This window comes from Neobacillus solisequens, from assembly GCF_051233465.1.
In the GTDB taxonomy this organism is placed as follows: domain Bacteria; phylum Bacillota; class Bacilli; order Bacillales; family Cytobacillaceae; genus Neobacillus.
Map to the genome: position 1 here is coordinate 1 of NZ_JBKFGJ010000011.1, position 14,953 is coordinate 14,953.

The 14,953-nt window shown below is 38.5% G+C and carries 12 protein-coding genes and 1 rRNA gene; 4 read left to right on the forward strand and 9 right to left on the reverse strand.

Going from position 1 to position 14,953, the window contains the following annotated elements; translation table 11 throughout:
* Both ACI3K6_RS11510 and ACI3K6_RS11515 read right to left on the reverse strand, forming a co-directional pair.
* Positions 1-322, reverse strand: a 16S ribosomal RNA gene (locus ACI3K6_RS11510); the annotation flags it as partial.
* A 253-nt stretch (positions 323-575) separates the two neighbouring features.
* A complete protein-coding gene (locus tag ACI3K6_RS11515) occupies positions 576-1,451 on the reverse strand; it encodes a nucleotidyltransferase-like protein (RefSeq protein WP_335476787.1) in 876 nt (291 codons plus the stop codon).
* Positions 1,452-1,601: 150 nt separating this feature from the next.
* Between ACI3K6_RS11515 and ACI3K6_RS11520 the strand changes: the two genes are divergently transcribed.
* Positions 1,602-1,952, forward strand: coding sequence for a YgzB family protein (locus tag ACI3K6_RS11520; protein ID WP_335476786.1), 351 nt, complete (start codon positions 1,602-1,604; stop codon positions 1,950-1,952).
* Between the two features lie 96 nt (positions 1,953-2,048).
* Here the strand turns inward: ACI3K6_RS11520 and perR are convergent, their stop codons facing one another.
* The 7 genes from perR to ACI3K6_RS11555 form a co-directional block, all read right to left on the reverse strand.
* Positions 2,049-2,489 carry a peroxide-responsive transcriptional repressor PerR gene (gene perR / locus ACI3K6_RS11525; RefSeq protein ID WP_335476785.1) on the reverse strand — a complete coding sequence of 147 codons (441 nt, stop codon included), beginning with the start codon at positions 2,487-2,489 and terminating at the stop codon, positions 2,049-2,051.
* Positions 2,490-2,590: 101 nt separating this feature from the next.
* Positions 2,591-3,139, reverse strand: coding sequence for a cob(I)yrinic acid a,c-diamide adenosyltransferase (locus tag ACI3K6_RS11530; protein WP_435554939.1), 549 nt, complete (start codon positions 3,137-3,139; stop codon positions 2,591-2,593).
* A 214-nt stretch (positions 3,140-3,353) separates the two neighbouring features.
* Positions 3,354-3,821: a thioredoxin-dependent thiol peroxidase gene (gene bcp / locus ACI3K6_RS11535; protein WP_335476783.1), complete on the reverse strand. Its 468-nt coding sequence runs from the start codon at positions 3,819-3,821 to the stop codon at positions 3,354-3,356.
* A gap of 82 nt (positions 3,822-3,903) precedes the next feature.
* Positions 3,904-4,167 (reverse strand): ion channel, encoded by a 264-nt coding sequence (locus ACI3K6_RS11540; protein WP_335476782.1) that lies wholly within the window; start codon positions 4,165-4,167, stop codon positions 3,904-3,906.
* A 237-nt stretch (positions 4,168-4,404) separates the two neighbouring features.
* Complete coding sequence (locus tag ACI3K6_RS11545; protein ID WP_335476781.1) at positions 4,405-5,190, reverse strand: ABC transporter permease; 786 nt, start codon at positions 5,188-5,190, stop codon at positions 4,405-4,407.
* A gap of 5 nt (positions 5,191-5,195) precedes the next feature.
* Positions 5,196-5,987 (reverse strand): ABC transporter permease, encoded by a 792-nt coding sequence (locus tag ACI3K6_RS11550; protein WP_435554940.1) that lies wholly within the window; start codon positions 5,985-5,987, stop codon positions 5,196-5,198.
* On the reverse strand, positions 5,980-6,996 hold the full coding sequence (locus ACI3K6_RS11555) for an ABC transporter ATP-binding protein (protein WP_335476779.1): 1,017 nt from the start codon (positions 6,994-6,996) through the stop codon (positions 5,980-5,982). Before ACI3K6_RS11555 ends, ACI3K6_RS11550 begins: the two co-directional genes overlap by 8 nt.
* A 158-nt stretch (positions 6,997-7,154) precedes the next feature.
* Between ACI3K6_RS11555 and ACI3K6_RS11560 the strand changes: the two genes are divergently transcribed.
* The 3 genes from ACI3K6_RS11560 to ACI3K6_RS11570 all read left to right on the forward strand — a co-directional run bounded on the left by ACI3K6_RS11560 (position 7,155) and on the right by ACI3K6_RS11570 (position 14,945).
* Positions 7,155-8,450: a glutamate-1-semialdehyde 2,1-aminomutase gene (locus tag ACI3K6_RS11560; protein WP_435554941.1), complete on the forward strand. Its 1,296-nt coding sequence runs from the start codon at positions 7,155-7,157 to the stop codon at positions 8,448-8,450.
* Between the two features lie 297 nt (positions 8,451-8,747).
* Complete coding sequence (locus ACI3K6_RS11565) at positions 8,748-13,217, forward strand: glutamate synthase-related protein (protein ID WP_435554942.1); 4,470 nt, start codon at positions 8,748-8,750, stop codon at positions 13,215-13,217.
* Positions 13,218-13,865: 648 nt separating this feature from the next.
* Positions 13,866-14,945, forward strand: coding sequence for an FUSC family protein (locus ACI3K6_RS11570; protein WP_435554943.1), 1,080 nt, complete (start codon positions 13,866-13,868; stop codon positions 14,943-14,945).
* The last annotated feature ends 8 nt before the right edge of the window (positions 14,946-14,953 follow it).

Here is a 14,953-nt window from a genome sequence, read left to right on the forward strand (position 1 = left end):
GTGTGGCCGATCACCCTCTCAGGTCGGCTACGCATCGTCGCCTTGGTGAGCCGTTACCTCACCAACTAGCTAATGCGCCGCGGGCCCATCTGTAAGTGTCAGCCGAAACCGACTTTCAATTTACCAACATGTGTTGGTAAGAGTTATCCGGTATTAGCACCGGTTTCCCGGTGTTATCCCAGTCTTACAGGCAGGTTGCCCACGTGTTACTCACCCGTCCGCCGCTAATCAACAGGAGCAAGCTCCTATTGATTCGCTCGACTTGCATGTATTAGGCACGCCGCCAGCGTTCGTCCTGAGCCAGGATCAAACTCTCCAAAAAGAGTGATTAGCTCATAAAATAAAACGTTGGCTTCATTTCGCTAGAAATGAATATTATTGTTTGTTGACGTTCTTGTTTGTTTAGTTTTCAAAGATCAATTGTTACCGCTTCTCAAAAGCGACTTTATTAATATAACATAAGGTATTTTCTCTGTCAACACCTTTTTTAAACCGTCACTTACGAACATTTAATGCTTTGTTTCGCAGCGACGGTTATAAATATAACAAGGATTAATAAAAAGGTCAATAGTTTTTTAAGATATTCTTTTATAAACCCGATAGCATCTATGAAAGATACCCTGTCCCTTTGTCTCTACATTCACTACTTCAATTAAATGTTTTTCAATTAAATACTCTAAAAGTATGGGCATATCAACAGAATATAAAGTAAGTTCTGTTTCCGACATAATCTCATTGAACTGCCAATATTCCTTGTCTTGAAGGATTTCTAATAAATGTGCGGAACCAATTTTCGTTCTTGAATAGATCATAAATTCACTGGCAAGGAATAAAAGTTCTAATCTTTTCTCTAAAGTTTCCTCACTGTTCACTAATTCTTCGTACAATTTATAAATTTCTGGTTCAATAAGTTTAACCTGCTGCCAAACTGTCAATTCCGGATGAAGACCATTGTCGATCACCGCAAGCCTTGCCAGATGATGGAGAGAATGAACCACGTGATTATAAGCATCCAAATATTGCTTTTGTTCAAATAATGCTTTTCCGTCTGTATATCTGCGAATTAGTTTTGCAAATTCGAGTCCCATTTTAATTTTCCGACCGTTAAATGGAAACTCTCTTAATTCTGTTTTCAAATGAGCAATATATTCATTCCGGTCAAAAATTATTTTTGCTTGGTGAAGCCACTCAAAAATTTTTCGGTTAGAACCAAATAAAATCCATTCCTGCAATTGGGCTTCTGTAACAATATGCATGGCTGCTTTTTTATTATCATATGAATAGTGTTTTATAAATACCGGCTGGTCTGCTTCCTTTACAATCACAAATAATACAACATCAAAAGAATCTGTAGTTTGATCTGTGTTTTGTTTTTTTTCAACCAATAAAATACCTAATGTATTTAATTGACTTGCCCTCTCTTGATATATAGGCCGAAGAATGTCTTCCATTCTCTTCCCTCCAATTTTCTCGATAGCAATAAAGTTCGACAGTAATGATAAATCTCCTTCTATATTTTGAGACAAAATTCGACATTCTTCCATTCCTCTTTTTTCTCAATTACGTAAAATTATGGTATAGTTGCTCTAGGAGGGAGTTTCATGGTGAAATATTCAAGTAAAATAAATAAAATTAGAACTTTTGCACTAACACTTATTTTCGTCGGTTTTATTGTGATGTATGGAGGAATTTACTTCCGGACTTCTCCGCTTATTATGACCATTTTTATGATTTTAGGTCTACTTTTTATTATAGCGAGTACTGTAGTTTATTTTTGGATTGGAATGTTATCGACGCGAACAGTCCAAGTAAAATGTCCAGGTTGTGGAAAAACAACTAAAATGCTTGGAAAAGTGGACATGTGTATGTATTGTAATGAACCGTTAACTCTAGATCCGAATCTTGAAGGTAAATTGTTCGATGAATCTTATAATAAAAAAATAAAAAAATAAAAAAAGATGGCTAAGCTTCTTGTAAGTACCAGAAGCAATTGCCATCTTTTTCATACAACCAAAGGGCTGATTTCTTCCTGAACTCAGCCTTTATCATTAATGAACCTGTTCTTTGTTTTCACAGTCCGGGCATGTACCATAGATTTCCATGCGATGGTTTGCGACTTTAAAACCAGTAACGTGTGTCGCCAGTTGTTCAACTTCATCCAAACCTGGATAATGGAAATCAACAATTTTACCACATTCTTCACAAATCACATGATAATGATGGGAGGTGAAGAAATCAAATCGACTTGATGCATCTCCATAAGTAAGCTCTTTAACGAGTCCAACTTCACGAAATACTCGTAAATTATTGTAAACTGTTGCCACACTCATATTCGGGAACTTTCCTTCTAATGCTTTATAAATTTCGTCTGCAGTAGGATGTGACATTGAGTTTATTAAATATTCAAGTATCGCATGACGTTGAGGAGTAATACGAACTCCCGTTTCCTTCAAAGTATCCAACGCTTCTTTTAATTGATTCATCGCCATGCACCTCTTTTCTAAAAAGAATTATTAAATTATAATTGTTATAATTAGTTTACTAGGTAATTTGTACTTTTGTCAATATTGTAATACCACTTACACCTATATTAGCTGTGTAATGTCTTTTCTGCGAATCCCAACTTGGCATTTACATATCTCGCCGTTACAAACAATAAATCAGAAAGCCGATTCAAATATACTAACACTAATGGATTAATCTCATCTCCCAATGCTACCGCACAACGTTCGGCCCTGCGAGTGATAGTTCGTGCTACATGAAACGCTGCTCCTGCAGGATGACCTCCCGGGAGGATAAAATTCTTTAATGGTTCTAGTGCTGCATCCCATTCATCAATATATTTTTCCATTTCCTCTATACCTTCTGACGCAAGTGACCACTTCACTTCCTTACCTTTAGGTGTGGCCAGTTCTGCACCGACATGAAAAAGATTTGTTTGTATTTTATGATATAACTCTTCAATTATTTCTTTCCCTTGAAAATTTTCCTTATTTAAATAACTAAGTGCTAAGCCGATCATGGAATTAGTTTCATCACAAGTTCCGTATGCTTCAACCCGCAAATCGTTTTTAGCAACTCTTTGTCCGTAAATTAAGGAAGTGGTTCCCTTATCACCGGTTTTTGTATATATTTTCATTTTTTAGCCCCCCCATTATTTATGATCGTAAAGAAAGTTTTATTTCATCATAACACCTTAGTAGATAGTAAGAATACTCAGGTCATAAAAAAAGGGACCGCGAACGGTCCAAAAAATTTATCTGAGGAGGTATGCCCTAATAAAATGATATTCATCTAAACCAGAATTGCATTGGACAAATGCCTTTACTCAGTAAAATAGGCGAAGAAGCTCCCTAAAGGTTTCCTTTAATAAAGTTTAATGCTTCTTCTACATGACCTTTAACTTGAACCTTTCTATATACCTTCACTATTTTTCCATTCTGATCAATAATGAATGTGGACCTTTCGATTCCCATATATTCTTTGCCAAAGTTTTTCTTAAGAGTCCAAACTCCATAATTCTCGGCTACCATGTGGTCGGCATCAGCTAGCAGCAAAAACGGCAAACCATATTTCTCTACAAATTTTTGATGGCGATCGACCGGGTCGGGACTAACACCTAAGATGACTGCATTCACATCACTAAACGCTTGATGCTGATCCCTAAAATCGCACGCTTCCGTAGTACACCCAGGTGTCATATCTTTTGGATAAAAATATAGAACCACATTTTTTCCTTTTAAAGCTGATAAAGTAATTTGCTCACCTGTTTGGGCCTCAAGGGTAAAATCAGGCGCCTGCATTCCTATTTCTACTGTCATTTTATTCACTCCACTTTGCAAAATATTCCTATTCATAGGGTAACCAAAGTTTCAGAACAAAACAACTTTCCTGCACATAAGATTATTTTTCACGATCAAACATAAACTTTGCTACGAAGGCGGCTGGCAAAGTGTAACCGATTAATGCTTCTGTAATAGCGATTAATCGACCAATTCCCAGCGGTATGACATCCCCATTTCCTACGGAGAAAAGCATCATCGCACTAAAATAAAAGCTTGTTTCAAAAATGTTGGTTTTGTGTTGATCGTTCACTTCTTTTAATAAGGAATAGCCCATTAATTCAAACAGCAAATATAGCAAACCAAATCCAATAATTACGGTCAAATAGCAAATTCCCAAATAAAAAAAATTATCAAATGACACTAATTTCCCTTTTATGGTATTAGGCATAAAAATAGTTCTGATGCTCATAAAAATACAAAAAACAACTACTGGCAATAAAAAATAGAACACCTAAAGGTCACCTCAAATTCAACGTTGAGTTATTCTATTTCTATGCTAGCTTGGCCAATTAAAGTATATAAAAAAACGGACGACACGCGTCCGGATTCATGCTGCTTCTTAATTTCCTGCCCCACGGTATTTCTTCACTCCTTGATTCCATAACAGTATGGCAAGTGAAAAAAAGACCACACCCATTATAGGTGTTAAAAACGAATACCAATACCATCCTCTTTTTTCAAGGAAAAAGGCAGCTGGATATACCCCGACAAATGCAAATGGTAATATCCAAGTTAATACAAAGCGAATTAACTTGTTATAAATATTAATTGGATAGCGGCCGTAGTTGCTAATATTATACATCATTGGCATGATTGATGTTCTCGCATCTGCCCAAAAGCTTATACAGGCGAGTAAAACAAAAACTCCTCCATAAACAAGGGCACCGCCTATAACAAAAATAATAAATAAAATGGGATCATACCAATCTACATCTAAACCAATCCTGCTCCCGGCATAAATCATGACAACCAGTCCAGTAATGGCTCCTAACAAAGATTCCAACTCAATCCGCTCCAAAATAATTTGAAACAGACTATGAATCGGCCGAGTTAAGATTCGATCGAGCTCCCCTTTTACAATATATCGTTCATTAAAATCCCATATATTAAAAAAGGCAGAAAACACAGCAAAAGGAATTAAAAAGAAGCCATAAATAAAAATGATTTCATCTCTGGTCCACCCACCTAGCAAATTTGTGTGACCAAATACTACTAAAATAAAGATTAAGTTAATACCCTGCGACATAAGATCGGAGAAAAATTCCACAAATAAATCGGCACGGTATTGCATTCTCGTTTTTAAATATTGTGACAGATATTGAAAAAACATAGAAACATAAAACAATGTGGTTATCCCCCTTGAATGATCAGCTGTTTTTTCGCCAAATACCATAGAAGTTGGATTGGCATAATTAGGAATATCACCCAAATCAACTGCTGACCAATGGCGGCAATTGCCTGCTGATGTGTAAAACCATTGGTAAAAATCATGCTTGGTACATAGCTAATTCCTTGGAATGGTAGGAATTTCATGATGTCCTGCGCCCAAACAGGAAAGAAACTGATTGGCAATAGCAAGCCTGAAAACAGATCAATTACGACTCGTTTTGCCCGAATCAGACCCGCATTATTATATAAGAAGAAAGTCGTAATTCCAGTTAACAAATTAAGTTCCGTATTAATGAAAAAACTAAGGAGAATGGAAATGGAAAATAACCCCCATACACTTAAATCCCATGCGAAATGAATAGGGAAAATAAAATAAACAATGATCAATCCTGGAGTCGAAAATAAAAATAAACGGAAGATCCCTTCACCCAACCCTTGCATTGTCTTCATTGCCAAGTAATTATAAGGACGGATTAATTCTACTGCCACTTTCCCTTCCATGATTTCCAAGGCCATTTCACGATCAAGATTATTGAAATAAAAAGCCCGCGCCATCCAGGAAATGGCTATATAGGTTGTCATTTGTGTAACGGAAAGCCCTTGGATATTCTCCTTTGCACCGTAGATCGCCTTCCACAAAAAATAATAAGCTCCAATATTAATACTATAAATGAGGATACCAGTATAGTAATTTGTTCGGTAGGCGAGCATCATTAAAAAACGGATTCGAATCATCTCCAAATATTTATCCAACCTCTACCGCACCCTTTTCATAGATATTTCGTACAATTTCTTCTGTAGAAATTTCGTTAATTTTTATATCCTTTATTTTATACGAAGCGATTACTCTAGCAATCAATTGGGAAATGAGCTCATCACTTTCATCAATATTGGCAATAAAAATTTGCTCCTTTTCATCCAATTCCCATTTCACCGGAAACTCCTTGGTTAACGCACGAACCGAAGTAAGATCGACGTTTTCCAAAAATTGAAACCTCAGTTCTTTGCCTTCTGCCCAGGTTTCTTTCAAATCATTTAGTGCTCCATCATATATAACTTTACCTTCATCAAGCATGATCACCCGCTCACATAATGCTTCGATATCAGCTAGATCATGTGTTGTCAGCAGGATGGTGGTATTATATTTTTCATTGATTTCTTTAAGAAATTCACGAATTTTTAGTTTGACCAGTACATCAAGACCAATTGTTGGCTCATCCAAAAATAATAATGGTGGATTGTGTATTAATGCTGCAGCCAACTCACATCTCATCCTCTGACCGAGCGATAACTTTCGAACCGGCTTATCTAAGAGTGGTTCAATATCTAATGTTCTAATTACATGATTCATATGATCGTCATATTGCTCATCCGTTACCTTGTAAACTTTTTTCAACAAACGAAATGACTCTTGAACAGCAATATCCCACCAAAGTTGAGAACGTTGACCAAACACCACTCCTATTGTGCGTACAAATCTCTCCCGCTCCTTGTGAGGATTCATCCCATTTACGGTAATTTGACCTGCCGTTGGCGTTAAAATTCCTGTCAGCATTTTAATGGTGGTTGATTTACCAGCCCCATTTTCGCCTATATATCCAACCATTTCACCTTGCTTAACAGTGAAACTAATATCATTTACAGCAGGCATGATTTTGTAATTTCGTGTAAATAAATCCCTAAATGCACCCTTTAGACCTGTACGGCTTGAATAGGCTTTAAATTCTTTACGTAAGTTGTTTACTTCTATTGCGTATTTCATCTATGTTCCCTCCCGAAGCTACCCTAATGGTTTAGTTTAGCCAAATAATCATTTTACCACAACTGTCCTGCATTTTTTCCTGACTTGAATTGTTTAAAAGGTTTATGATAGCAAAAAGTGGTAGAATAAAATGGATTACGTTTAAGGGGGAAAAAATAATGCAATTTACTAATTCAGAACGACTACATAATGAAGGGTTAGAACATATTGTCGGAGGAGTAAACAGCCCGTCCCGTTCTTATAAAGCGGTAGGCGGTGGTGCACCGGTTGTCATGGAGCGTGGTCAGGGTGCTTATTTTTGGGATGTGGATGGCAATCAATATATCGATTATTTAGCAGCATATGGACCGATTATTACAGGTCATGCCCATCCTCATATTACAGAAGCCATTATAAAAGCAGCTGAAACAGGCGTTTTATACGGAACTCCAACACCTCATGAGGTGAAGTTCGCCAAAATGTTAAAGGAAGCGATCCCATCTTTAGATAAGGTTCGCTTTGTAAACTCCGGCACCGAAGCTGTTATGACTACCATTCGGGTAGCCCGTGCTTATACTGGTCGTGACAAAATCATTAAATTTGCCGGATGCTACCACGGTCATTCTGACCTGGTCCTTGTTGCTGCTGGTTCCGGCCCATCAACCCTTGGCACACCCGATTCAGCTGGTGTTCCAAAAAGTATCGCTCAAGAAGTTATCACCGTTCCTTTTAATAATATCGGACCTTTTAAACAGGCATTAGAAAAATGGGGTGATCAAATTGCTGCTGTCCTTGTAGAGCCAATTGTCGGCAATTTTGGAATTGTGGAACCTAAACCTGGATTTCTGGAGCAGGTGAATGAATTAACTCACGCTGCCGGGGCTTTAGTTATTTACGATGAAGTCATTACAGCCTTCCGATTTATGTATGGCGGTGCTCAGAATTTATTAGGAATTAGTCCGGACTTAACCGCTATGGGAAAAATAATCGGTGGAGGTCTGCCTATCGGCGCCTATGGTGGCCGTAAAGAAATCATGGAAACAGTTGCTCCGCTTGGACCAGCATACCAAGCAGGGACAATGGCCGGTAACCCTGCCTCCATTCTTGCTGGAATTGCCTGCCTCGAGGTCTTAAAACAAGATGGCGTGTATGAATACTTAGATCGTTTAGGTGCTATGCTGGAAGAAGGAATATTATCCGCGGCAAAAGAGTATGATATTCAACTTACCATCAACCGATTAAAAGGTGCATTAACTGTGTACTTTACAAATGAAAAAATTGAAAACTATGAGCAAGCTGAATATACAAATGGAGAAATGTTTGCGAAATTTTTCAAATTGATGCTTCATCAAGGAATCAATCTTGCACCTTCTAAATATGAAGCATGGTTTCTCACGATCGCCCATACAACGGAAGATGTTGAGGCCACATTGCATGCAGTTAGAAATGCATTTTCGACACTAAAATCAGAATAATTATGCATTTTTTATGCAATAACGGGAGCATTTTGTGCTCCCGTTATTATTTAAATAATAATGAAAACGTTTACAGTTATGCTTTTACCCCCATTTTTTACCTTAATTTTCATATCCAGAAACTTGTATATTTATTTGATTTCTGAAAATTCTTATGATACTATTAGATTATTATTTTTGTTTTTCACCCTTTAACTAGATACCTCGTTAAAGCAAGAAAACATGCCATTCTTTCAATATTACGTTTCATAGGAGGTGAAGCGGCTTACTGAGGTTTTCCGAAGAAGCCCGACAAAAATGACTCAAAGATGGACCCCTTCCCAATTTAAAGATTTCCACAAACATGAACATGATGCTTGTGGTATAGTCGCTTGCCTTGAGAAGAAAAAAACCCCTACTAGAAAAAACATTTTTGATTGTATTAACGCATTAGTAACCATGAACCACCGTGCAGGTTTTATTAACGGTGAAGGAGATGGCGTTGGAATTCACTTAGATATTCCCGTTGAACTCTGGAAAGAAAAACTTACTAATGTCAATCTCGATCCTTCCCTTGTAGATAATGAGAGCTTTGCGGTTGGTCACCTTTTTATTAGTCAAAAGGTTAACTGGGAATCTACTAAGCTAGAAATTGCAGAGAAGCTGAAAAAACATGAGTTAGACCTGATTTTTGAAACCGATCAAGTAACTAACCCATCTGCTTTAGGCCCAATCGCCATCCAAGAAAACCCAGTTTTTTGGCAATTCGCTTGTATTTCCGATGAAAAAGGGTCAGAGCTTACTAAAGCTTTATTTAATGCACTAATCGATATTGAAAAAAATGAGCATATCCATGTTGCGTCCCTAAGTCAAAATCATGTTGTCTACAAAGTAATGGGTGCCGGAGATATTCTTCCCCGCTATTATCAAGATCTTGCCAACCCACTGGTTGCATCAACCATTACCCTTGGACATAACCGTTATTCTACCAATACACTTTCAAGCTTTTTCCGCGTTCAGCCTTTTAGTGTTCTCGGACATAATGGGGAGATTAATACCATTGCCAAACTTCGCGATGAAGCAAGAATGATTGGAGTACCACTTGTAAAAGACGGAAGTGATTCACAAGATTTAAGCAGAACCCTTGAAACACTTATATGTCGTGAAGGGTATTCTCTGTTTGAAGCGATGGATTTGTTATTCCCTCCTATTATTAATGAAATTAAAGCTTATCCTGAGCATTTACAGGACTTATATACTTATTTACGTGAAGGTTGGGGCCATTTCGCCCAAGGACCTGCTGGTATTATTTCACGTTACGGTGAGGAAGCAGTGTTTAGTGTTGACGCATTAGGACTTCGCCCGCTTTGGATGCTTGAAACAGAAAGTTCCTTTCATTTCTCTTCTGAGCCAGGGATTATTCCCGCAAGTGAATATGTTAACGACCCTAAACCTCTAGCACCAGGTGAAAAAGTAGGTTTTAAATGGAATGAAGATGTTTTAGATGTATACGAATCTAGCCGCTTCCAAAACGAAGTCTACAATCGTTTTTCAACTAGATTAAATTTAAGTGAAGCAAGATTCCGCCTCCAGCCACCTGTTTTCGGAAAAACTGTCACGATGAGTTATCCAGAAAAAATTCATAATGGGCAATATAAAGCGTTTGGTTGGGAACGTGACCATATCCAATTGATTGAACAAATGGCTGAAAAAGGAATTGAACCGATTCGTTCACTAGGTCATGACGCCCCGCTTGCGGCTTTAAATCCCGAGCGAGTAAACATTGCTGACTATATTAAGGAAAGTGTTGCGGTTGTAACGAATCCTGCCATCGACCGTGATCGTGAAACAGAGCATTTCTCTACCCGTGTCATTATCGGGAAACGCCCTAATTTATTTGCCAACAATGAAGCAGAGACCGTTATTGAATTAACGACCCCGCTATTATTGGAAGGAAAAGCCGGTTATACATGCTCTGAAAGCCTTGGTCAACCAAGCTTTGACCAAATTATACAGCATTTTCATGAACAAAAACTGGCAGCGTTTATATCTGCTACATTCCAAAAGAATGAAAATCTTGATCAGGCGCTGGAAAGATTAGCAAGTGAAGCTGTTGAGGCGGTTAAAGCCGGAAAAACTTTGCTTGTCCTAGATGATGCAAAAGCACACCAAGAAGATTCATACTGGATTGATCCGCATTTAGTCACTTCGGCGATTGATCAGGCTTTAGTTAAAGCAGAATTACGAAGAGATTGTTCATTGGTTTTACGTTCAGCAGCGATTCGATCCTTACATGATATCATTACTGTGTTTGGATTAGGTGCTGATTTAATCAGTCCATATTATATGTTCTTAACTGTACTTGGTGATTCAGCAACACCATTGCTTAACTTATACAGTGCTCTTACAAAAGGGTTAGAAAAAGTAATCTCTACAATTGGAATTCATGAGCTGCGTGGCTACGGTCGCTTGTTCTCCAGTATCGGTGTACATGAATCCGTTGCCGAAGTTTTGAATATCGTCAACTTCTTCGGATCTAAAGATATTGAATCTAATTTTGAAGCTTTAAAGCTTGATTCTTTTAAAAGAGCAGAAGATTATCAAAATGAAAAAGAAAGAGTAGGAAAAACATTCCACCTCTTCCCTCGGATTTGGAAATCCATTGGTGAAGTTGCGGCAACAGGTGACTACGGCGTTTACCGCGACAAAATTACTGAGCAGGAATCCGAGAACCCAACAACCATTCGCCATTTGGTCGATTTAAAGAAAAGCGATAAACCGGTATCTTCTACAGAAGTAGATCTTCGTGTTGGTGATCATGATTTACCGTTTGTCATTTCATCAATGTCATTTGGTTCACAAAACGAAATTGCCTTCCGAGCATATGCAGAAGGTGCTGATCGTTTAAATATGGTGAGTTTGAACGGTGAAGGTGGAGAAATCAAGGATATGCTTGGAAAATATCCAAAAACCCGCGGCCAGCAGATTGCATCAGGACGCTTCGGTGTCAATGCAGAGCTCTTAAACTCTTCTAATCTGTTAGAGATTAAAATCGGTCAAGGGGCAAAGCCTGGTGAAGGTGGTCACTTGCCGGGTTCAAAGGTCACGGCAAAAGTTGCTGCAGCACGTAATGCAACGCTCGGATCGGATTTAATCTCTCCATCCAATAACCATGACATCTATTCAATTGAAGACCTTGCCCAAATGATCCAAGAATTAAAGACAGCTAATGATCAGGCCAAAATCGCTGTAAAAGTTCCGGTTGTTCCAAATATCGGTACTATTGCAGTTGGAGTTGCCAAAGCTGGAGCAGATATTATTACCTTAAGTGGATTTGACGGTGGCACAGGTGCAGCCAGAATTCATGCCCTGCAATTCGTGGGTCTCCCAGTTGAAATTGGTGTAAAAGCAGCCCACAACGCATTGTTGGAAAGCGGTTTGCGTCATAAAGTGGAACTTTGGGCAGACGGCGGAATGAAGAGTGCAAAAGACGTCTTAAAAATCATGCTCCTCGGTGCAAACCGTGTCGGCTTTGGTACACTGGCCATGCTTTCCATTGGTTGTACTACTTGCCGTGGCTGTCATTTAGACACCTGCCATGTGGGAATTGCTACTCAAATTGAATCAGAAGCACAGGCAAAAGAACATGGTCTAAGACGCTTCGTACCACGCCAATTTGATTTAGCCGTTCAAGGAATCATGAATCTCTTCACTGCATTTGGAAGTGAGTTAAAGGAGCTTGCCGGCTCGTTAGGAATTCGTAATCTTCAAGATGCTGTAGGTCAATCTGAATTATTAGAGCAAGTAAAAGGTGAGAATCAACTTAATCTTTCTTACTTATTAAAAACGCTTGAAATCAGTCAATTTGCTAAAGTTGAGGCTTCTAAATCAATAGAAGATGTTCAAATGCAAGTTGCTGCTGGAGCGGAATACCTGGATGCAAGTGTTGATCAATTGCATTCTTCAAGGGAATTTGTTAGCGTCACATCTGAACAGCGAGTATTAGGAAGTCGTGTTTCCTGCCATCGTGTTCGCGGACGCCTTGACGGCTCTTACAAGCAACTACCACCAGTTCAGCTTAAATATAAGGAAGGCTCTATCCCTGGTAACGGGTTAGGTGCTTATAACAGTGAAGGTATTGAAATTACTGTAAACGGCGGCGGTCAAGACGGGGTTGGTAAAACTTCCTTTGGTGGAAATATCCTTGTGCTTAAGTCAAAAGGGAAAAATGGCAAATTTGTAAATGGTTCTGTTGGTAAAGGCTTTGGCTACGGAGCTCAGAAAGGTCTTCTTGTTGCTCAAGGAAACGCTGATGCCCGTGCCGGAATCCGACTCTCCGGGGCAGATTTAATTATTGGCGGGCAAGTGAAAAAGCCAATCCCTGTAACTGAAAACGGCAATATTGGCTCTAATGCTAATATTAAAGGCTTTGCCTTCGAATACATGACAAACGGCCGTGGCCTTGTTCTTGGTGACCCAGGTCCATGGATTTGTGCCGGTATGACTGGGGGCGTAATCTATGTTCGCCATCAACCAGAAATCGGTCTAACCAAAGAAGCCATTCAACGCCGTGTCGCAAAAGGTGCGAAGGTTACAGTTACTGCTTTAAATGAAAAAGGCAAACAAGATGTAAATGAGCTTTTAGCAAAATACACAGACATCTTGGAGCAAAACGGTCAAGCGGAGGAAGCTAACCAACTCCGTGAGCTATTAGCTAAGCCAGAACAAAACTTTGTACAGATAGTACCTGTTAAAGAACAGGCAGATCCTTCTGTATCAACTGAATAAAACTTATTAATAAGGGCATCCGCTACTGTTAGCGGGTGCTGTTTTTTTTGTTCATTTTGTGAGAAGGGATCGGCTATATATGGTCTATTACACTGAAATTAAAAAAGTAACTATCAAACCAAATAGGTCGCCAATTATACTTCATAACGAACATCGAACATCACCTCCTCCTTCTTATCCATACAGTCGTTATGAACCTCTCTTAACGACCGACAACCCTTACTTCTCTTCCAAACAGTCGTTATGAACCTCTCTTAACGACCTCCGCCCCTTACTCCTCTTCCAAACAGTCGTTATGAACCTCACTTAACGACCGCTTCCCCTTTCTTCTCACCCAAACGGTCGTTATGAACCTCTCTTAACGACTCCCACCCCCTTCTTTTTATCCATACAATCTTTATGAACATCACTTAACTACCTGTCCACCTTTTTCATTCACATAAAGGCTTTATGAATCGTTCCCCAAAGCAAACCCGCCAAATCAAATTCCATAACAATTCGCATAACTACCATTCTTTTTAGCAACAAATTGTAAAGAAAATCATATACTTTCTCTTGATTAAATGTTTTAATCCATGTATAGTACAATATTGTTTATATGGGAAGTTACAGAAATAGACTATTATTTTTGAGAGGAATCTAAAACAAATGAAGTTAGGTGCCCGCATTTTAAAAACGGGAATTGCTATTGTTTTATCACTATACTTAGCGCAAATTTTACATTCACCTTCTCCGGTGTTTGCGGCGATTGCGGCGATTTTTGCAATCCAGCCAACCATCTATCGTTCCTATCTGACAATTATTGAACAAGTACAGGGGAATATTATTGGAGCAGTTTTCGCCGTTATTTTTGTTCTGCTGCTGGGGAATCATTTTATCGTCATTGGAATGGCTGCCATTATGGTTATTCTGTTAAATTTAAAACTTAAGCTTGAAAATACAATAGGACTTTCGCTTGTAACACTGATTTCCATTATGGAAACTCCAAGCGGTAACTTTATTCAGTTTGCAGGAATACGTTTTTCAACAATCATGATCGGTGTTTTTTCGGCTTTCATTGTTAACCTCGTGTTTATGCCACCAAAGTATGAAAATAAGCTTTATAACAAAATTGCCGGAACCACAGAAGAAATTATCAGATGGATTCGTTTAAGCTCCCGCCATGACTATGATCATCAACAACTTAAAACAGATATTGAAAAGTTAAAAAACAACATTAAAGCAATGGAACAGTTTTTTTCCATGTATAAGGAAGAGCGAAGTTATTTTAAAAAGAACCTTTTGGAAAAAACTCGTAAGCTGGTGATTTATCGACAAATGAATGTCACTGCTAAAAAAGGGCTCGATACATTAAAAAGGCTTCATCGGTTTGAAAATGAATTACTTCAGCTGCCCGAGGATTTTATACAAGCCATCCAAGAGCATCTCGATTACCTGATTTATCGTCATGAGCAGCTCATGCTCCGCTTTATCGGGAAAGTACCGACTCCGGATTCAGAGACTGAAAATGATGTTGAAGCCAATAATAAGCAACTATTTCAGCTCTTTTTAGCACATCAGAGGGAATCTACTGAAGATACGAACATGCATCTCTACCACACCATGCAAATAGTCGCAACGATTATTGATTATAGTGAACAGGTGGAGCATCTTGATATTCTCATTACCAGCTTTCATGCCTTTCACGATAATGAGGTTCAAATTGAAGATACGAACAATAATTATTAGAAAACTCG